At 58.8% G+C, this 19486-nt stretch carries 15 protein-coding genes; 6 read left to right on the top strand and 9 right to left on the bottom strand.

Going from position 1 to position 19486, the window contains the following annotated elements; genetic code table 11:
- Positions 1–37: 37 nt before the first annotated feature.
- Both clpP and tig read right to left on the bottom strand, forming a co-directional pair.
- Positions 38–661, bottom strand: a complete 624-nt coding sequence (gene clpP / locus OKC31_RS16330; protein WP_005336979.1) for an ATP-dependent Clp endopeptidase proteolytic subunit ClpP — start codon at positions 659–661, stop codon at positions 38–40.
- Between the two features lie 86 nt (positions 662–747).
- Positions 748–2058, bottom strand: coding sequence for a trigger factor (gene tig, locus OKC31_RS16325; RefSeq protein WP_005345092.1), 1311 nt, complete (start codon positions 2056–2058; stop codon positions 748–750).
- Between the two features lie 441 nt (positions 2059–2499).
- Here tig and OKC31_RS16320 point away from each other — a divergent pair, with 441 nt between their 5' ends.
- The gene (locus OKC31_RS16320; protein WP_005336982.1) at positions 2500–2934 is read left to right on the top strand and encodes a YccF domain-containing protein; all 435 of its coding nucleotides are present in this window, start codon (positions 2500–2502) and stop codon (positions 2932–2934) included.
- A 92-nt stretch (positions 2935–3026) separates the two neighbouring features.
- Positions 3027–3617, top strand: a complete 591-nt coding sequence (yfbR, locus tag OKC31_RS16315; RefSeq protein ID WP_043825506.1) for a 5'-deoxynucleotidase — start codon at positions 3027–3029, stop codon at positions 3615–3617.
- Between the two features lie 87 nt (positions 3618–3704).
- On the opposite strand, the gene lolE is transcribed toward yfbR, so the two are convergent.
- The 3 genes from lolE to OKC31_RS16300 all read right to left on the bottom strand — a co-directional run bounded on the left by lolE (position 3705) and on the right by OKC31_RS16300 (position 6977).
- On the bottom strand, positions 3705–4946 hold the full coding sequence (gene lolE, locus OKC31_RS16310) for a lipoprotein-releasing ABC transporter permease subunit LolE (RefSeq protein ID WP_043825531.1): 1242 nt from the start codon (positions 4944–4946) through the stop codon (positions 3705–3707).
- Positions 4946–5644, bottom strand: coding sequence for a lipoprotein-releasing ABC transporter ATP-binding protein LolD (gene lolD / locus OKC31_RS16305; protein WP_043825533.1), 699 nt, complete (start codon positions 5642–5644; stop codon positions 4946–4948). The genes lolE and lolD overlap by 1 nt, the downstream gene beginning before the upstream one ends.
- A gap of 97 nt (positions 5645–5741) precedes the next feature.
- Positions 5742–6977, bottom strand: a complete 1236-nt coding sequence (locus tag OKC31_RS16300; RefSeq protein ID WP_270657201.1) for a lipoprotein-releasing ABC transporter permease subunit — start codon at positions 6975–6977, stop codon at positions 5742–5744.
- A 76-nt stretch (positions 6978–7053) separates the two neighbouring features.
- On the opposite strand from OKC31_RS16300, the gene OKC31_RS16295 reads away from it, so the two are divergent.
- Together OKC31_RS16295 and mfd are read left to right on the top strand one after the other, a co-directional pair.
- Positions 7054–7629, top strand: coding sequence for a hypothetical protein (locus tag OKC31_RS16295; RefSeq protein WP_005351323.1), 576 nt, complete (start codon positions 7054–7056; stop codon positions 7627–7629).
- A 56-nt stretch (positions 7630–7685) separates the two neighbouring features.
- Positions 7686–11168 (top strand): transcription-repair coupling factor, encoded by a 3483-nt coding sequence (gene mfd, locus OKC31_RS16290; RefSeq protein ID WP_270657222.1) that lies wholly within the window; start codon positions 7686–7688, stop codon positions 11166–11168.
- A gap of 100 nt (positions 11169–11268) precedes the next feature.
- Here the strand turns inward: mfd and fbp are convergent, their stop codons facing one another.
- Entirely contained in the window at positions 11269–12303 is a 1035-nt protein-coding gene (gene fbp / locus OKC31_RS16285; protein ID WP_005336993.1) for a class 1 fructose-bisphosphatase, read from the bottom strand.
- Between the two features lie 382 nt (positions 12304–12685).
- On the opposite strand from fbp, the gene OKC31_RS16280 reads away from it, so the two are divergent.
- Positions 12686–14302 (top strand): peptide ABC transporter substrate-binding protein, encoded by a 1617-nt coding sequence (locus OKC31_RS16280; RefSeq protein WP_270657200.1) that lies wholly within the window; start codon positions 12686–12688, stop codon positions 14300–14302.
- A gap of 103 nt (positions 14303–14405) precedes the next feature.
- Here the strand turns inward: OKC31_RS16280 and OKC31_RS16275 are convergent, their stop codons facing one another.
- The 3 genes from OKC31_RS16275 to sixA form a co-directional block, all read right to left on the bottom strand.
- Positions 14406–15323, bottom strand: coding sequence for a DMT family transporter (locus OKC31_RS16275; RefSeq protein WP_270657198.1), 918 nt, complete (start codon positions 15321–15323; stop codon positions 14406–14408).
- Between the two features lie 164 nt (positions 15324–15487).
- Positions 15488–15694, bottom strand: coding sequence for a DUF1107 domain-containing protein (locus OKC31_RS16270; protein WP_005336998.1), 207 nt, complete (start codon positions 15692–15694; stop codon positions 15488–15490).
- 133 nt (positions 15695–15827) lie between these two features.
- Entirely contained in the window at positions 15828–16295 is a 468-nt protein-coding gene (gene sixA / locus OKC31_RS16265; RefSeq protein WP_005351311.1) for a phosphohistidine phosphatase SixA, read from the bottom strand.
- A 162-nt stretch (positions 16296–16457) separates the two neighbouring features.
- On the opposite strand from sixA, the gene OKC31_RS16260 reads away from it, so the two are divergent.
- Complete coding sequence (locus OKC31_RS16260; RefSeq protein WP_236360988.1) at positions 16458–19244, top strand: insulinase family protein; 2787 nt, start codon at positions 16458–16460, stop codon at positions 19242–19244.
- Positions 19245–19486 lie beyond the last annotated feature (242 nt).

Below are 19486 nucleotides of genomic sequence, written 5' to 3'. Positions count from 1 at the left end.
CGGCCTGTTGAGTTTACAACAGACCGGGACACCCTGCTCAGCTACGCTGGCTCAGGACACCGTCAACCAGACCATAGGCCACGGCCTGCTCGGCGGACATGAAGTTGTCACGATCGGTGTCACGCTCGATGGTAGCCATGTCCTGACCGGTGTGGAACGCCAGGCGCTCGTTCAGGGTATTTTTGATCTTCAGGATCTCCTGGGCGTGGATCTGGATATCAGATGCCTGACCCTGGAAGCCACCCAGCGGCTGGTGGATCATCACACGGGCATTAGGCAGGCAGAAACGCTTGCCCTTGGCGCCACCGGCCAGCAGGAAGGCACCCATGGAGCAGGCCTGCCCCATGCAGACGGTGCTGACATCCGGCTTGATGAACTGCATGGTGTCGTAGATGGACATGCCCGCAGTCACCGAACCACCCGGCGAGTTGATGTAGATATAGATGTCCTTGTCCGGATTCTCGGACTCGAGGAACAGCAGCTGGGCAACCACCAGATTAGCCATGTGATCTTCAACCTGACCAGTCAGGAAGATCACCCGCTCTTTCAGCAGACGGGAGTAAATATCGTAGGAACGTTCACCCTTGGCAGTCTGTTCGACCACGATGGGGACCAGCGCATTGCTGGGAGAATCGGTCATATCGTTATAGTTCTTGTACATAAGGCATTGTCCCTAAAATAAAATGGCCCGAGTGGAGATCACACGAGCCATTATACTTAACAGTCTTGACCTTAAGTCAAATGTTCTTAGGCAGCGGCGCCAGACTTGTTGATCACTTCGTCAAAGGCAACTTCTTTTTCGGTCACTTGCGCTTTGGACAGGATCAGGTCGATGGCTTGATCTTCTACTGCCAGGTTACGAACGCCGTTCAGCATCTGTTCGTTCTTCTGATAGTACTCGATCACTTCCTTCGGATCTTCGTAGGCAGTCGCCATGGACTCGATGATGCTGTTTACACGGGCATCGTCAGCCTTGATCTCGTTGGTGCGGATCACGTCACCCAGCAGCAGGCCTACGCGTACACGACGCTCGGCTTGAGCCTGGAACAGTTCAGCCGGCAGCTCGGGAGCGTTACCGCCCTGGAAACCACCGAAGCGCTGCAGAGCCTGCTGACGCAGAGCGTCGATCTCTTGAGCAACAGCTGCTTTCGGCAGGTCGATTTGGTTGGCTTCAACCAGACCGTTCAGAACCTGCTCTTTCACGCTGTTTTTCAGGGCTTGAGCCAGTTCGCGCTCCATGTTCTTGCGCACTTCGGCTTTCAGCTCTTCAACAGAACCGCTCTCGATACCGAAACGCTTGACGAACTCTTCGGTCAGCTCAGGCAGGATCTGCTCTTCAACCTTGATCAGCTTGGAAGCGAACTTGGCTTCTTTGCCTTTCAGGTTTTCAGCGTGGTAGTCAGCCGGGAAGGTCACTTCAATGGTGAACTCGTCGCCCGCTTTCTTGCCCAGGATGGCGTCTTCGAAGCCCGGGATCATACGGCCAGCGCCCAGCACCAGGTTGAAGCCTTCAGCTTTGCCGCCGTCGAACTCTTCACCGTCGATGGAACCGACGAAATCCATGGTCACACGCATGCCATTGGCAGCGGCAACATCGGCATCAGCCCAGGTAGCGTGCTGCTTGCGCAGGGTGTCGATCATGTTGGCCAGATCTTCATCCTTCACGGTCGCAACCGGCTTCTCGACCTTGATGGTCTCAAGACCTGCAACTTCGAACTCCGGATACACTTCAAAAGTGGCGGTGAATTCGAAATCCTGACCCTCTTTGATCTCTTTCGGATCCATGGTCGGGGCACCGGCCGGGCTCAGTTTGTTTTCGATGATGGCTTTGATGAAGTTGCTCTGCATCATTTCATCAGCAACGCGGGCGTGAGCCATGGCGCCGAACATCTTCTTGATGATGGCAACCGGAGCCTTGCCAGGACGGAAACCGTCGATGCGACGAGTTTTGGCCAGGCCATTCAATTCTTTACGCACAGCGGCGTCTACGGTAGCAGCCGGTACAGTGATGGTAAGACGGCGTTCCAGACCCTGGGTTGTCTCTACAGAAACTTGCATTCTTCTACCTCGTTCAACTCAGCACTGTGTGCTGACCCTTTATTGCCCCTGGGCAAAGCCCGGAGTCTTCCTGTTTATAAAGACAACGATATGTCTTTGTGATGAGAAAATATGACGCGGCATTATAGCGGCGCACTTTGGTCGAGTCGAGCCACACATCCCCCACATTGAGCGGCGTGCAAGCACAATTCGTGCAAAACTGCCCTTTATATGGGGAGAGAGGCCCTCTAGTTCAACCATCCGGTGAGGATAATTTTGCGTTCGCTCACCTTTTTTCATCCGAACGCCGCTTTATTACCCATTTTTCGCCGAAAAACAGCCCACCGTTGCGGACGACGACTTAATTTGACCAGCCCAATGGCGATTGGGCCAATCAACCATTGCGTCCCTACCCCTCCCTCGTTATGGTGGCAACCAAATTGATGATCTGGAGTCACTCACATGGCCTTTTTCCGCTTCTTGTTCAATCTGCTCTGGTTTGTACTGGGAGGTGTCTTTATGGGCCTGGCCTGGTGGCTGGCCGGTCTTGTCTGCTTTATCTCGCTGGTCGGCATCCCCTGGGGACGTGCCTGCTTCGTGATCGGCACCTTTACCTTCTTCCCGTTTGGCAAGCAGGCCGTCAATCGCAAGACCATGACTGGCCAGAGCGATATCGGCACCGGCACTCTGGGGCTGATTGGCAACATCCTCTGGTTCGTGCTGATCGGCGTCTGGCTGGCCATCGGCCACATCGCTTCCGCGCTGGCCTGCTTCGTGACCATTATCGGTATCCCGTTCGGTATCCAGCACCTCAAGCTGGCACTCATCAGTCTGGCGCCTATCGGCCAGATGATTGTGACCAACCAGGAGGCGGAATCGGGCCGCTATATCCGCTAACTGCGGGAAATGCGCGGGCAGACGCTGCCCTGCAACGAAAAAAAGGGCAGACTAGGGTCTGCCCTTTTCTATTCTCTTTTGTTGAGGCCATCATGTTACCCAGCCACTTTTTCGCCAATCTCGCCCGCATGAAACTCATCTACCGCTGGCCCCTGATGCGCAACATCCAGCCGGAAAACATTGCCGAGCACAGCCTGCAGGTGGCCATGGTGGCCCATGCCCTCGGCATAATCAAAAATCGACTGTTTGGCGGCAGCGTGAATGCCGATCGCGCCGCCGTGATGGCCCTCTACCACGATAGCAGTGAGGTGCTGACCGGCGATCTGCCTACCCCGGTCAAATACTTCAACCCCGAAATTGCCCGCGAGTACAAGAAGATAGAACTGGCCGCCGAACAGCGTCTGCTTGGCATGCTGCCGCCAGAACTGATCGATGACTTTCGCCCCCTGCTCGATTCGGCAGCCCAGGATGACGAGCTGGCCAGACTGGTCAAGGATGCCGACACCCTCTGCGCCTATACCAAGTGTCTGGAGGAGATCAACGCGGGCAACCGGGAGTTCGAACCGGCTCGCAAACGCCTTGAGGCCATGCTGGCAGCGCGGATGAGCGAGGAGATGCGCTACTTTATCGACACCTTTGTGGCCAGCTTCTCTCTGCCGCTCGATGAGCTTAACGCTCACTAAGCCAGTCCACGCGACCGGAAAACAGCAGGGCCCGCCGGTTTTCACCGACGGGCCCTTCGTTATTTATGGCGCATTAGATGCAGCGCATCAGTGACCCAGCTCGCGGGAAGGTACCAGACCGCTCGCCCGCCAGGCGGGATAGAGGGTAGCCACTAGGCTCATCAGGATGGCGGCGCCCGTCACGATGAGCAAATCCTGCATATGCAACTCGGTCGGCAAAAAGTCGATAAAGTAGATATCCGGATTGAGGAAGCGGTGGCCAATGAGCTTCTCGATGACACCCAGGATCTGGGTCAGCTTGCTGGAGAGCAGTCCGCCCAGCAGGGCGCCAAGCAGCGCACCGGCTACACCGTTGACCATCCCCTGAATGACGAAGGTGAGCCGGATCTGGCCGGGGCTCGCCCCCATGGTTTTCAGGATGGCGATTTCGCTGCGCTTCTCGTTCACCGCCATCACCAGAGTGGAGACGATGTTGAAGCAGGCGACGGCCACCACCATCAGCATCACCACATACATGACGGTACGCACCATCTGGATGTCCTGATAGAGGTAGCCCTGGCTGTTCATCCAGCTGCGGATATAGACGTGATGAGGGAACTGCTGCGCGGCGGCTACGGTGATGGATTGCGCCTTGAGCACATCGCTCACCCGCAGGCTGAAGCCCTCCACGCCGCTGCCCATGCCGGTGATCGCTTGCGCATCGGCCAGATGCATAAAGCCGAGCACCCCGTCGAGCTGACCGCCGATCTCCAGCAGCCCCACAACGGTCAGGGCTTCGCGCCGAGGATTCTTGATCCCCGCCTGATCGCCCCCTTGCGGCAGCAGCAGGGCGACCGAGTCCCCCACCTTGACGCCCAGCTTGTCGGCGATGGTCTTGCCCAAGATCACTCCACGTTCACTCGGTTGAAGCTCACGCAGGCCGCGGCCCGTCATGTATTTGCCGGCATCCGACAGATTGGCTTCCAGATCGGGCAGCACGGCGCGCAGTTGCACCCCCTTGAGGGCAGAGCCATGCTCCAGCAGGCCATTGAGGCGAATGACCGGCGCTGCCGCCTCAACGCCCGGCTGGGCCAGCAGGTAGTCGCGCAGACGTGGCCAATCCGGCAGCGGCCGCTCGACGGCGTCCAGCTCACCTTGCGGCACGACCGAGAGCACCCGATCTTTGAGCTCCCGCTCGAAACCGTTCATGGCGGAGAGGCCCAGGATCAGCGCCATCACCCCGAGGGCAATACCGATCAGGGAAGAAGCAGAGATGAAGGCGATAAACCCGTTGCGACGGCGGGAGCGGCTGTAACGCAGGCCCAGAAAGAGGGGCAGCGGTTTGAACATCAGGCAACCTCCGCCATCACGCCGCTCACCAGGGTCACCCGGCGATGGAGCTTGGCCGCGAGGCTCAAGTCGTGAGTCACTACCACAAACGCAGTGCCCAGTTCACGATTCAGTTCACACAGCAGTTCGTACACCGCGGTGGCACTGGCGTGATCCAGATTGCCGGTAGGCTCATCCGCCAGCACCAGACTCGGTTCGTTGACCAGCGCCCGGGCGATCGCCACCCGCTGACGTTCGCCACCAGAAAGCTCGGAGGGACGGTGGTTCAAGCGATGGGAGAGCCCCACCCGCCCCAGCATCCTGGTTGCCTTTTCGGTGGCAACCGCCACCGACTCACCGGCGATCAACAGCGGCATGGCGGCATTTTCCAGCGCACTGAACTCGGAGAGCAGGTGGTGGAACTGATAGACAAAGCCCAGCTCGCGGTTGCGAAACTTCGCCTGGGTACGGCTGTCCCAATGGTGGATATCCTCCCCCTTGAACAGCACGGCGCCGCTGGAGGGGTTGTCCAGCGCCCCCATCAGATGCAGCAGAGTGGTCTTGCCGGAGCCGGAGCTCCCCACTACCGCCAGCATTTCACCGGGCGCAACGCAGAGATCGATCCCCTTGAGCACCTGAGTCTCCAGCTCCCCCTCTTTATAGACATGATTGAGCGCCTGGCAGCGCAGCAGAGGTTCACGGGATACGGCTTCATTCATAACAGGGGCTCCACTTACGCCAGTGACCACAGAGGCACCAGTAATAACGCCGGTACTCGCACCGGAGGTAACAACAGAAGATGTATTATTCACGGCATTACTCATAACGCAGCGCCTCGGCCGGTTTCACCCGTGCGGCGCGTGCCGCCGGGTAAAGGGTGGCACTGAAGCTCAGCAGCACGGCGCCCAGCAAGATGGTGATGACCTGAGCCGGCTCGACAATCACCGGCAGGCCACTGCCGCCAGCCGCCATATAGAGGTTGAGCCCCACTGCATTGAGCAGAGGGTTGAGACCCAGGGAGAGAGCAAGGCCCGCCAGTCCGCCAAACAGGGCACCAATCACCCCGCTGGAGGCGCCAAGTACCATGAAGATTTTGACGATCCCCGATTCACTCATGCCCATGGTGCGCAGGATGGCCACTTCGCCCTCCTTGTCCGTCACCACCATCACCAGAGCGGAGAGGATGTTGAAAGTAGCGACGGCGATGATCAGCACCAGCATCAGCCCCATCATCCGTTTTTCCATGGCGACCGCCTGGAACAGCTCGCCCCGCTCGCGGCGCCAATCCTGCCACAGCAGCCCATCCAGCAACGGCGTCTTGATCACCTCGTCAGCGGCAAAGGGATCATCGAGCCAGAGGCGAATGCCACCGACGGTTTCTGGCGGCAGACGCAGCAGCCGCTGGGCATCCCCAAGCGCGATCAACGCAATCTGGTTATCCACATCGGCGCCGACCCCGAAGATGCCGGAGACGGTAAAGAGGCGCTGGGCCGGTACCCGACCAAACGGAGTGAAGCGGGTCCCCTCGGTCAGGATCAGGCGAACCTGATCGCCGATGGAGACATTGAGGCGGCGTGCTACCCCCTGCCCCAGCACGATGCGGTAGTGGCCAGCCTGCAGGGTATCGAGGCGCCCCCCCAGCATCTGGCTGTGGAGGATGTCATCCTTGGGCCACTTCGCAGGGTCGATCCCCTGCACACTCACCCCGGTCAGCTGGCCGGGGCTTTGCAGCATCCCTTCGCTGTCGAGCATGGGGGCCGAGGCAACCACATGGGGTAATTTGGCCAGATCCGGCAAGCCTTGCGGGTCGGCATCAATACGGCCAGCCTGATTGGTCACCACCACATGGGGGATCACCCCGAGGATGCGCCCTTTGAGCTGCCCTTCGAAACCGTTCATCACCGAAATGACCACCATCAGGGCGGCGACCCCGATGGCGATGCCAAAGGTAGAGAACAGGGAGATAAATGAGACGAAGCGATTGCTGCGCTTCGAGCCTGCATAACGCAGGCCGATGGCCAGCGAAAGGGGCTGAAAAAGTCCGGTCTTCAAGGATATGTACGTTGCCAACAAAATAAGATACCGGATAATAAAGGGAAACCGTCCATGACAACAAGGGATAGCCTCCATGCAGGAACAGTTCTTCAGCGTCACTCATGCCACGCCGGTCAATGTGATCCCCATGCCGGCCGACTTCCACCTCCCCTCGCTGGAGGAGCTGGACGCTGAGCTGCCGGAGCCCTTTCGGATCTCTTCGGCCATTACCTCCATCGATCTGGTGACCACTCGCCTGCTGCGCAACCAGAACGAGTCGATGCACGACCTGATCGAGATCGTCAATCAACAGTCCCGCAAGATCGACATGATCATGGGCTATGTGCTCTCCCTGCAGGACCATCCGGAGCAGCGCTTCCACACCCTGCGCTTCGGGGCCGGCCAGCTCACCTACCTGCACCCCTATCATGATCACGGGGATGCGCCGCACCTGCACCAGATCGTGCGCCTCAAGATCTTCCTGCGGGAAGAGGCGGCCGCCATCTACTGCTATGGCCAGGTCAAACAGCTCGACGGCGGTGAACATGGCACCCATGTGCAGCTCGACTATGTACGGATCCGCGAAGATGACCGTGAACTCCTGGTTCGTGCCAGCCTCCACGTGCAATCGAAGCAGCTCAAGCTGCGCGCCCAAGAACGTCAGCGCTAACCAGAGCGAACGTCAGCGATAGATAACGTCAACGTTAAAAGAATCGAACCATGCCAATGACACTCCCCGCCTTGCCCGCCAAAGCGGGCCAAAAGATCACGTTCGGCCAGCTGGTCGGCAGCAGCCTCTCGCTGATTGCAGCCCGTCTCACCAGTGAAGCCAAGGGGCCGGTACTGCTTATCACTGCCGATACCCCGAGCGCCCTGCGCCTGGAGCAGGAGCTGCAGTATTTGCTGACAGACAAGCTGCTGGCAGACAAGCAGCTAGCCGATCAGTCCGCCCCCGTATTGCTGTTCCCCGATTGGGAGACCCTGCCCTACGACACCTTCTCTCCCCATCAGGACATCATCTCCCAGCGGCTCGAAACTCTCTACAAGCTGCCGCAAATGAGCAAGGGGGTATTGATTGTCCCCATCTCCACCCTGATGTTGCGCTGCGCCCCCCGGGTCTATCTCGACAAATACAGCCTGATGGTGAAGGCCGGCCAGCGCCTCAATCTGCAACAGTTGCGCGGACGCTTGGCCGAGGCGGGTTACGTGGCGGTGGATCAGGTGCTGGAACATGGCGAATTTGCCGCTCGCGGCTCCCTGCTCGATCTCTTCCCCATGGGCAGTAGCAGCCCCTATCGCATCGACTTCTTCGACGATGAAGTGGACTCCATCCGCCCATTCGATCCCGAAACCCAGCGCTCCAGCGAACCGGTCAAGACGGTCAGCCTGCTGCCCGCCCGGGAATACCCTACCGACGAGGCGGCCATCGAACTGTTTCGCGGCCAGTTCCGCGAGCAGTTCGAGCTGTCGCGGGCCGAGGGCTCCGTCTATCAGGAGGTGAGCAAGGGGCGTTGGCCCGCCGGCATCGAGTATTATCTGCCACTCTTCTTCAACCAGACTGCCAGCCTGTTTGACTACCTGCCGGAAGATACCCTGCTGCTCACCGTGGGGGATATCTACCCCGCCGCCCAGCGTTTCTGGAACGATATCGGCCAGCGCTATGAAGACAGACGCTGGGACAATACTCGCCCCCTGCTACCCCCGGCCCAGCTCTATCTGCCGGTGGAGCAGCTCTTTGCCTCTCTGGGCCAATATGGCGCGGTGCGGCTGCAAGAGGCCGCCACTGCGGGCGATGCAGGTCAGCACGATCTGCCTATTTCGGCGCTGCCCGATCTGCAACTCGATCACAGCAAGGAACAACCACTGCTGGCGCTCAACCAGTTCCTGCAAGGTTTTGCCGGGCGCACCCTGTTTGCGGTGGAATCCGAAGGGCGACGGGAGGTGCTCGGCGATCTGCTGGCGCGCATGTCGCTGCAACCTAAAGAGTTCCCTTCCCTCGACGCCTTTATGGCAAGCACGGATCGCCACGGCCTGCTGGTGGCACCGCTTGAACGTGGCTTCCTGTGGCAGGAGGTCGGTCAGGATCCACTGGCGCTGATCACCGAGACCGAACTGCTGGGCGGCAAGGTGCGCAACAAACGGGCGCGAGAGAAGAGCAAAAACTTAAGCTCCGATGCGGTGATCAGAAACCTGGGCGAGCTGACCCAGGGTCAGCCGGTGGTCCATCTGGATCACGGGGTCGGCCGCTATCTGGGGCTCGAAACCATCGACGCCGGTGGTCTGCCCACCGAGTTTTTGACCCTCGAATATGCCGGCGGCGACAAGCTGTTCGTGCCGGTTACCAGTTTGCACCTTATCAGCCGCTACACCGGATCGGATAACCCGCCCAGCCACAAGCTCGGCGGTGAAGCCTGGAGCAAGGCGCGGCGCAAGGCGGCGGAGAAGGTGCGCGACGTGGCAGCCGAATTGCTGGATGTCTACGCTCATCGCGCCGCTCGCGCCGGTTTTGCCTTCAAGCACGACAAAGAGGCCTATCGCCAGTTTGCCGCCAGCTTCCCGTTCGAGGAGACCGACGATCAGCTCAACGCCATCAATGCGGTGCTGGGGGACATGTGTCAGGCCAAGAGCATGGACCGACTGGTGTGCGGCGACGTGGGTTTCGGCAAGACCGAAGTGGCGATGCGGGCGGCGTTTGTGGCCGTGCACGGCGGCAAGCAGGTTGCCGTGCTGGTGCCCACCACCCTGCTGGCGCAGCAGCACTACGACAACTTCCGCGACCGCTTCGCCAACTGGCCGGTGCGGGTCGAGGTGCTGAGCCGCTTCCGCTCCGCCAAGGAGCAGAGCGCTGTGATGAAGGAATTGGCCGAGGGCAAGGTGGACATCATCATCGGCACCCACAAGCTGCTCGGCTCCGAACTCACTTTCAAGGATCTGGGGCTGCTCATCGTCGATGAGGAGCACAGATTCGGGGTACGCCAGAAGGAGAAGATCAAGGCGCTGCGGGCCGATGTGGATATCCTCACCCTCACCGCCACCCCTATTCCGCGCACCCTCAACATGGCGATGTCGGGCATGCGGGATCTCTCCATCATCGCCACTCCGCCCGCCAAGCGACTCGCCATCAAGACCTTCGTGCGCCAGCACGAACCGGCGGTGGTGCGCGAAGCGGTACTGCGGGAACTCAAGCGCGGCGGTCAGGTCTACTACCTGCACAACGACGTGGAGAGCATCGAGAAGTGCGCCGCCGATCTTGCCGAACTGGTGCCGGAGGCCCGCATCGGCATCGCCCACGGTCAGATGCGCGAGCGCGACCTTGAGCGGATCATGTCCGACTTCTACCACCAGCGCTTCAACCTGCTGGTCTGTACAACCATCATCGAGACCGGTATCGACGTACCGAGCGCCAACACTATCATCATGGATCGGGCGGATCATCTCGGTCTGGCCCAACTGCACCAACTGCGGGGCCGGGTTGGCCGCTCCCACCATCAGGCCTATGCCTACCTGCTCACCCCCCACCCCAAGCTGATGACCAAGGATGCGGCCAAGCGGCTGGAGGCGATCGCCTCTCTCGAAGATCTCGGCGCTGGGTTTGCGCTGGCGACCCACGATCTGGAGATCCGTGGCGCAGGCGAACTGCTCGGCGACGATCAGAGCGGCCAGATCGAATCGGTCGGCTTCACCCTCTACATGGAGATGCTGGAGCAGGCGGTCGAGGCACTGAAAAATGGCAAGGAGCCGTCACTGGAGCAGCTGATGAGCCAGCACACCGAGGTGGAGCTGCGCCTGCCGGCGCTGTTGCCGGACGACTACATCCCGGACGTCAATATGCGCCTCTCCATGTACAAGCGGATCGCCAGTGCGGCGGACGAGCAGGAGCTGCGCGAGCTGAAAGTGGAGCTGATCGACCGTTTCGGTCTCTTGCCGGAGGCAACCAAAACCCTGCTGGAGCTGGCGGCCTTCCGCCAGCGTGCCACCGCCCTTGGCATTCGCCGGGTGGAGATGAGCGAGCGCGGTGGCTATCTCGACTTCACCCAGGAGACCAAGGTCAATCCGGCCTATCTGGTCAAGCTGCTCTCCAGCCAGCCACGGGTCTACAAGATGGACGGGCCGACCCGGCTGCGCTTCCAGGTGCCGACCCAGGATCGCGCCATGCGCCTGAAACTGGTGGATGGTTTGCTGGCTGATCTGGCCAACAACAGCCTGTGAATCTCTGCAACGCTAGCGGCGAGCCAGAGAGATAACACCAACTAAAACGGGAGCCATATCGGCTCCCGTTTTTTATTCGCTATCAGTCAGCTACGTACTATCAGCCCTGGTTAGCTGGATCCTCATGGGCGGAGAACTCGCGCATAAAGGCCTCGGCCCGCTCCACCATCTTGGTCGAGCCAACGAAGTAAGGGGTGCGCTGGTGTAGCGCGGTGGGCTGGATATCCATGATGCGGCCAAAGCCGTCGGAGGCCTTGCCACCAGCCTGCTCCACCAGAAACGCCATCGGGTTGCACTCATAGAGCAGCCGCAGCTTGCCGTTCGGCGAGTTGGTGCCGGACGGATAGATGTAGATGCCGCCCTTGAGCAGGTTGCGATGGAAATCGGAAACCAGGGAGCCGATATAGCGGGAGGTGTAGGGTCTGTGGGTCGCCTCATCCCGCTCCTGACAATATTTCAGGTACTTCTTCACCCCATCCGGGAACTTGATGTAGTTACCCTCGTTGATGGAGTAGATCTTGCCCTCTTCCGGAATGCGGATGTTCTCGTGGGAGAGGCAGAAGCATCCAATGGAGGGGTCGTAGGTAAAGCCGTTTACGCCAAAACCGGTGGTGTAGACCAGCATGGTAGAGGAGCCGTAGACCACATAACCGGCGGCGACCTGACGGTTGCCCGGTTGCAGAAAGTCCTCCAGGGTCACCGGCGAACCCTGCGGGCTCAAACGGCGGTAGATGGAGAAGATGGTCCCGACCGAGACGTTGACGTCGATATTGGAGGAGCCATCGAGCGGGTCGATCAGCACCACATACTTGGAGTTTTTGGAGAGTGGTGAGTCAAAGGCCACGAAATCCTCTTCCTCTTCCGAAGCCATGCCACACACCTCACCGCGCGCTTCCAGCGCAGCCTTGAAGCGTTCGTTGGCATAGACATCCAGCTTCTGCTGCACCTCGCCCTGAACGTTTTCAGCGCCCATGGAACCGATGATATCCGCCAGTCCCGCCTTGTTGATCTCCCGGTTCACCACCTTGGCAGCAAGGCGGATCGAGCTGAGCAACGAGGTCAGCTCGCCGGTCGCGGTAGGATAATCCGCCTGCTTTTTGACGATGAACTCACCCATGGTGATCATGTTTCGCATTTTTGTTCCTTTAGATCGCATCCGTTGGCATTGAAAACGTTTGCAGGCATCAGCAAAAAAAATGCCGATCACCGGCGGCCTTGATTTGTAACCTAATGTAACGTCTGTTTTTTGTTTTTGCAGCGAATTAAGCGGCCTATTAAATAGACTATTTCGCCTCACGTTATGGTAAAAGACACGTTTTATTCGGTTTCAATCGATAACTTTCGGACCCTTAATTCGTGGCAATAACCTGCGACAAGCCATGAGCTGACTGGCCTTGAGCCATTAAAAATGGAGTCTGATGGGCCTGCCGTTCCATCAGCCATTGCCTCTTGAGATCCGATCGCCAATCCAGCACACTGATTTCGCTTTGGAAGCAAATAAAACTCAAGGATTATCAATGAACAAGACTCTCATTGCCGGCATGGTAGCCGGACTGTTTGCCCTTCCCGCCTGGGCTGCCCAGGTGCCTGCCGGTACCAAGCTACTGCCGGATGCCCAACAAATCTACGTGACCAATATCGGCACCGAACCCACCACCATCGACCCCCAGCTGGTGGAAGAGAGTGCCGGTAGTGCCATCGTCAACGATCTGTTTGAAGGGCTCTACGTACTGGATAGCAAAGGCAAGACCCAGCCCGCTGGCGCTGTCAGCTACGAGGTCGACAAAACTGGGACCGTCTACACCTTCAAGCTGAGGCCCGAGGCCAAATGGTCTAACGGTGAACCGGTCACCGCCGCCGATTATGTCTACGGCTGGCAACGGGCCGCCGATCCCAAGACCGCCTCCAACTACGCCTGGTTTATCGAGTTGACCGGAGTGGTCAATGCAAGCGAGGTGACCCAGGGCAAGAAGAGCCCGTCAGAGCTCGGGATCAAGGCGCTCGATGACCACACCCTGCAGGTCACCCTGAAAAATCCGGTCCCCTTCTTCCTGAAGACGCTTGCCCACTACACCACGTTCCCGGCCCCCAAGGCCACCATTGAAAAGTTCGGTAAGGATTGGGTCAAACCGGGCAATATCGTCTCCAACGGTGCCTTTGTGCTCAAGGAATGGACCCCCAACGAGCGGCTGAGTGCCGAGCGCAATACCCACTACTGGAACAACCAGCATACCGTCCTGAACAAGGTGGTCTATCTGGAGATCGTCTCGGAAACCGCCGCCTACAACCGCTATCGCACCGGTGAACTGCACTACACCACTTATCCGCTGGAGCAGTACAAACAGCTCAAGAGCAAGAGCCCGGAAGAACTGGTCAGCGTCCCCACGCTGGCCAGCTATTACTATGTCTTCAATACCCAGCGCAAACCGTTCGATGACCCGAAAGTACGCAAGGCGCTCTCGCTCGCCATCGACCGAGAGACCATCACCGACAAGATCCTGGGACAGGGACAAATTGCCGCATATAGCTTCACGCCCCCCATTGTGGACGGTTTTGAATTGAAAAAACCGGCCAGCCAGCTGCAGAGCAAAGAGGAGCGGATCAAGCAAGCCAAAGCCCTGTTGGCCGAAGCGGGATATGGCCCGGACAAGCCACTCACAGTGGACATTCTCTACAACACCAACGAGAGCCACAAAAAGATTGCGCTGGCCGTCTCCTCCATGTGGAAACACAACCTGGGGGTCACTGCCACCCTCAACAACATGGAGTGGAAGACCATGGTCTCGGCACTCAACGAGGGGGATTTCGGGGTTAGCCGCTATGGCTGGAACGGGGATTATAACGATGCCTCCACCTTCCTCGATATCATGACCTCCAGCAGCAGTGCCAACAGCGGCAAGTGGTTCAACAAGGAGTACGACGCCCTGCTGGCCAAGGCCCACGACTCGCTGGATCCCGCTGAACGCAATGCCCTGTATCAACAGGCAGAGGCACTCATTGATGCGGATGCCCCCATCGCCCCCATCTATTTCTCGGTCAAATCAAGGTTGCTCAAGCCTTTCGTGAAAGGCTATCCCCACCTTAACCCGCAGGATGTGGTCTACAGCAAGGAGCTCTATCTGGTTGCCCAGTAACCGGCTAGGAAGATGTAACCATAAAAAAGCGCCTGCATTGCTGCAGGCGCTTTTCATTGGCGGCCAAGCAGGCCATTGGGCCTACTTACACCTTCACGCAAGATTACTCTTCGGGACAGGGTGCCAGCAACACCCGGCGGCGCCCCATCACCACCGGACGAACCAGCAGCTGTGCCAGCAAGACACCGAGCAGGGTCAGACCGCCCCCGATCAGGTGATAGCTGGTCAACCGCTCACCCAGCAGGGTGATGGCAAGGCCAGCCGTCATCACCGGCAGCAGGTTCATAAAGATGGCGGTACGGTTGGCACCGAGCAGGGCGATACCCTGCATCCAGAGCCAGGGCGAGAGCGCCGAAGTGGGGATACCGGCATAGAGGATCAGCCACAGGGCCCGGCCATCCGGCCACTGACCATCCATCAGCAAAAAGAAGGGGGTCAGGATCACCACACTGCAGATCACCTGACCGTAGAGCAACGACCAGTTGTCGAGCCCCAGATCCCACTTCTTGAGCAGCACGCTGTAAAGGGCATAAGTACCGGCGGAAATCAGCATATAGACAGAGCCGATATGAATGCCTTGGGTAAACAGCCGTGTAGGATCCCCCTGCCCCAGCAAGATAGACAAGCCAAGGATGGAAAGCAGCGCCCCCAGCACGGCGCCCCAGGTGGGCCGCTCGCGCAGCAGCCAGATGCTGAACAACACGGTCAGCAGCGGCGTCAGTCCCATCATCAACCCCATCTCGGTGGCTCCCAGCGTTTGCGCCGCGTAGTAACCAAAAGTCTGGTTGAGCACCATGCCCAGCGAAGCCAGCATGGCGATCTGCCAAAGGCCAGCGCGCAGACGGGCACGCGCACGCCATACCCGACGGGCCAGAAACGGGCTTAATACCAGCGCAGCCACCACCCAGCGCGACCAGGCCAAGGCTGCGGGGGACAACACACCAACCGCCAGTTTGCTGACGATGCCATTGCCAGCCCAGATGGCAATGCAGGAGAAGGGAAACAGAAAGGCAAGGGGCATGAGAGGATCCAGACCGAAGAGACAACAGCGGGCCAGTATAGGGGGCGATGGAAGATAAACAAAGGTGTGGGCCTGAACAGCCACATGGTGAACGCCAGTAGCCAGAAACAAATATGCCCGCAAAAGTGCGGGCATATCAGTGCAGAAACAGGTTCAGAAGCGCATCACGCGGCATCCATGTGCAGTCTTGAGATCAGCTCGTTGACCTCGGTGACTGTCTGGCGATGGGGAATATCCGCCGGATTCGGCATCAGCAACAAACCGGATTGGAAATCAAACCGCCCCCGACCATGGATGTAAATCCGACCTTTAAAGAAGGTTTTGACATGCTTTGCCACCATCAGTGGCAGGTACTTCTTGAACACTCTCATCGTTTGCAACCTCTTGCAGTTGTATCCGTATGACAGCAGCTTCTGCGAATTAATTCCGTAAAGTATTTATAAAAATCCGGAAAACTCGCCCATCTCTTCCCAAAAAATTCAATCTATAACTTTTTATTAACTTTTAGCCTATTGTATGCGGCCCTTCGAGCCAGAGCAAGGCTCCTTTGCCATCGTGCCACTCGATACAAGCGATCCCCGAGGTGGCGAACATGGGTGCTCCTGCTGCCGGGCAGAGGCTTTGCACCAGATAACCCACCAGCGGCAGATGGCTGACCATCAGGATCTGGTCATGTTGCTGCGCCAAAGTGGTGAGGTAGCTGGCCACGAAAGCGGGATCACCGTAAGGGGTAATGTCGCCACTCTCTTCAACGGCTGCTGCGTCAGGTAATTCACTGCATATGGCTTGCCAGGTCTGACGTGCCCGCAGATAGTTGCTGTGGATCACCCGATCCAGCGGGCCAATCAGCTGAGGCGCCAGCCAGCGGGCCATCTGGATAGACTCTTCAATACCCTGCTCGGTCAATGGACGCTGTTCATCTGTTTTCGCATTCATGCCAGCCTGGCCATGACGCATGATATAGATCTTCATTACAACCTCGCCCAACGGGCCTGTTTTGATAGCCGGGGAATCTTACCCCGCCACGGGTGTGGAAACAATTGCGCTACCTCTCAGAAAAGGGTTTGCCTGACGGGATAGCGGGGTCGATAATCATGTTTAAATTCAAATAAATCCAACGTGAGTCACACGCCAATGAGCCCATATGCCAGTCCCAATGACCATCGGCAATACCATTTTCTGGAGCTGGCCAACCGGCTCAGGGTCTTGTTGATTTGTGATCCCGACACCGACAAATCCGCCGCCTCGCTGGCGGTCAATACCGGCCATTTTGACGATCCCGCCGACCGGCAGGGAATGGCCCATTTTCTGGAGCACATGCTGTTTCTCGGCACCTGCACCTACCCCAAGCCTGGTGAGTACCAGCAATTTATGAGCCGTCATGGCGGCAGCAACAACGCCTGGACCGGCACCGAATTCACCAACTTTTTCTTCGAGATCGACAACGGCTTCTTCGAAGCAGGGCTGGATCGCTTCTCCCAGTTCTTTATCTGCCCCACGTTTGATCCGGAGTGGGTGGACAAGGAGCGCAACGCGGTCGACTCCGAGTATCGCCTCAAGCTGCAGGATGATATGCGCCGCAGCTATCAGGTGCATAAAGAGACGGTCAACCCGGCGCACCCCTTCTCCAAGTTCTCGGTGGGCAACCTCGATACCCTGGCCGATCTGCCGGGGCGGGATCTGCGCTCCGACCTTATCCGTTTTTACGAAAGCCACTACAGTGCGGATCGCATGGCGTTGGTGATGATCTCGCCGGAATCCATCGATACCCAGTTGCAGTGGTGCTGTCGCTACTTTGCTCCCATTTTGAATCGCAATTTGGGAACCCCGACCCTCACCATGCCGCTCTATCGGCTCGATGATCTCGGCGTGCGCATCCACATCAACCCGGTCAAGGAGACCCGCAAGCTGTCGCTGAGCTTCCCCTTACCCAATGTGGACGAGTTTTACGACAAAAAGCCCCTCACCTTCCTGAGCCATCTGATTGGTTATGAGGGGGATGGCAGCCTGCTCTCCCTGCTTAAAGCGAAAGGCTGGGTCAACCAGCTCTCGGCGGGCGGTGGCATTAGCGGCGCCAACTTCAAGGATTTTGGCGTCAACTTTGGCCTCACTCCTCTGGGCCTTGAACATGTGGACGACATCCTCGCCGCCCTGTTTGGCTATCTGAAACTGATTGGCCGCGAAGGGCTGCAGAGCTGGCGCTATGACGAAAAACGGACCGTGCTCGAATCGGCGTTTCGCTTTCAGGAGCGCGGCCGCCCCCTCGATACGGTGTCGGGGCTGGTGCTCAACCTCTTTAGCTACAAACCTGAGGATCTGCTCTACGGCGACTACATGATGCGCGAATATGACGAGGGGCTGATCCGCCGCTTCCTCGCCAAACTCACCCCGCACAACCTGCGAATCACCATCACTGCGCCGGAAGTGGCGACCGATCGGCTGGCCCGCTGGTATCAGACCCCCTATAGCGTGGCGACCATTACCGAGGCCGAGAAAATTCGCTGGCAACAGAGCGAGCCGGAGCCGGCGCTGGCGCTGCCCAAACCCAACCCCTTTATCAGCAGTAGGCTCGATCCGCGCACGCCCGAGCTTGCCGCCGACATGCCCGCCTGCCTTATCGATCGCCCCGGTTTTCGCCTCTGGCACCTCCATGAGCACCTGTTCAGCGTGCCCAAGGGCAATCTCTATATCTCCATCGACAGCGAACATGCGGTCAAAAATCCGCGCAATATAGCCATGGCGCGCCTCGCCGTGGAGCTGTTGGCCGACCACCTCAACGCCCTCACCTATCCGGCGGAGCTGGCGGGGCTGGGCTATCAGATCTATGCCCATCAGGGGGGCTTTACCATCAACCTGAGCGGCTTTGCCGACAAGCAGCCGCTGTTGCTCGACATGATCCTCGGCAACCGCACCCTGGGGTATCCGGATCCGGGTCGCTTCGCCGAGATCAAGGAGCAGCTCATTCGCAACTGGGATAACCAGTCCAAGGCGCGCCCCATTTCCCAGCTCTTTAACCAGCTCACCAGTTTGCTGCAACCGAACAACCCGCCGTTCGAGCAGTTGCTGCGCCACCTGCGCACCGTCGAGCTGGAGGAGATGCCCGGCTTCGTGGCCCAGCTGTTTGGCGAGGTGCATGTCGAGGCACTGGTGCATGGCGACTGGACTGCCGCCGAAGCGCTGGAGCTGGCCGCCCTGATGGAGCGTCACCTGAGCGATATCAATGGCACCAGCAGCAAGCCGAGCGGCGAGACCCGTCGTCCGCTCATCTCCATTCAGGACAGGGGCACCCTTATTCGCGAACAGGGTTGCGATCACGAAGACTCAGCACTGCTGGTCTACTACCAGTCCCGTACCACCCGGGCGCGGGATCTCGCCTGCTTCACTCTGGCGAACCACATCATGTCCTCCACCTTCTTCCATGAACTGCGCACCCGCCAGCAACTGGGGTATGTGGTGGGTGCTGGCAACCTGCCTCTCAATCGCCACCCGGGGCTGATCTTCTATATCCAGTCGCCGGTGGCGGGGCCGCAGATCCTGCTCGATGCAGTGGAGGAGTTTATCGACCTCTTCCCGCTCGCCATGCTCGAATTTACCGAGCAGCAGTGGCAGGAGAGCAAGGCGGGGCTGCAAGCCCAGCTGAGCGAGCGGGATGCCAACCTGCGCAGTCGCGGCCAGCGGCTGTGGGTCAGCATCGGCAACAAGGATCTGGGGTTCGATCAGCGGGAACGGGTCTGCGACGAGGTAGGCAAGTTGAGCCGCGCCGATCTGGTGCGCTTTATCACCCAGTTGCGATCGCGCACCTCCGATCGGCTGATCCTCTGCAGCTATGGTCAGGGGCACGAACATGACGAGCGGATCACCGGCCAGTTTATCGACGATCCACGGGCATTTCGGCTCAATGCGGCCACCTTCGAGGCCTGATCAGGCCTCGCACTCCCCCGTTTATCCTGCCCACGGCATATCGCAGGCAATAAAAAGCCGACCCATCTGGGTCGGCTGGAAAAACCATAACAATTGCGACCAAAGCCGCCAAAAGTGAACATGAGCGTGAAAATCAGACACTGAGTTGCTGATCAGCAAGCGGGAAAGACCCGATACTCGCTTTGCAATGCCAACAGTGATTGAGAAACAGCCTCATATTAGGCACTCCCCCCGCCAGTCAC

It is taken from the genome of Aeromonas sp. Y293-4, from assembly GCF_027705905.1.
In the GTDB taxonomy this organism is placed as follows: domain Bacteria; phylum Pseudomonadota; class Gammaproteobacteria; order Enterobacterales; family Aeromonadaceae; genus Aeromonas; species Aeromonas veronii.
The sequence above is the reverse complement of the archived record's forward strand: the minus strand, read 5'-3'. Positions and strand labels throughout refer to the sequence as shown.

Excerpts from the sequence above, each read along its gene's own strand:
- clpP (WP_005336979.1), bottom strand. The coding sequence starts at position 661 with ATGTACAAGAACTATAACGATATGACCGATTCTCCCAGCAATGCGCTG.
- tig (WP_005345092.1), bottom strand. The coding sequence starts at position 2,058 with ATGCAAGTTTCTGTAGAGACAACCCAGGGTCTGGAACGCCGTCTTACC.
- OKC31_RS16320 (WP_005336982.1), top strand. The coding sequence starts at position 2,500 with ATGGCCTTTTTCCGCTTCTTGTTCAATCTGCTCTGGTTTGTACTGGGA.
- yfbR (WP_043825506.1), top strand. The coding sequence starts at position 3,027 with ATGTTACCCAGCCACTTTTTCGCCAATCTCGCCCGCATGAAACTCATC.
- lolE (WP_043825531.1), bottom strand. The coding sequence starts at position 4,946 with ATGTTCAAACCGCTGCCCCTCTTTCTGGGCCTGCGTTACAGCCGCTCC.
- lolD (WP_043825533.1), bottom strand. The coding sequence starts at position 5,644 with ATGAATGAAGCCGTATCCCGTGAACCTCTGCTGCGCTGCCAGGCGCTC.
- OKC31_RS16295 (WP_005351323.1), top strand. The coding sequence starts at position 7,054 with ATGCAGGAACAGTTCTTCAGCGTCACTCATGCCACGCCGGTCAATGTG.
- mfd (WP_270657222.1), top strand. The coding sequence starts at position 7,686 with ATGACACTCCCCGCCTTGCCCGCCAAAGCGGGCCAAAAGATCACGTTC.
- fbp (WP_005336993.1), bottom strand. The coding sequence starts at position 12,303 with ATGCGAAACATGATCACCATGGGTGAGTTCATCGTCAAAAAGCAGGCG.
- OKC31_RS16280 (WP_270657200.1), top strand. The coding sequence starts at position 12,686 with ATGAACAAGACTCTCATTGCCGGCATGGTAGCCGGACTGTTTGCCCTT.
- OKC31_RS16275 (WP_270657198.1), bottom strand. The coding sequence starts at position 15,323 with ATGCCCCTTGCCTTTCTGTTTCCCTTCTCCTGCATTGCCATCTGGGCT.
- OKC31_RS16270 (WP_005336998.1), bottom strand. The coding sequence starts at position 15,694 with ATGAGAGTGTTCAAGAAGTACCTGCCACTGATGGTGGCAAAGCATGTC.
- sixA (WP_005351311.1), bottom strand. The coding sequence starts at position 16,295 with ATGAAGATCTATATCATGCGTCATGGCCAGGCTGGCATGAATGCGAAA.
- OKC31_RS16260 (WP_236360988.1), top strand. The coding sequence starts at position 16,458 with ATGAGCCCATATGCCAGTCCCAATGACCATCGGCAATACCATTTTCTG.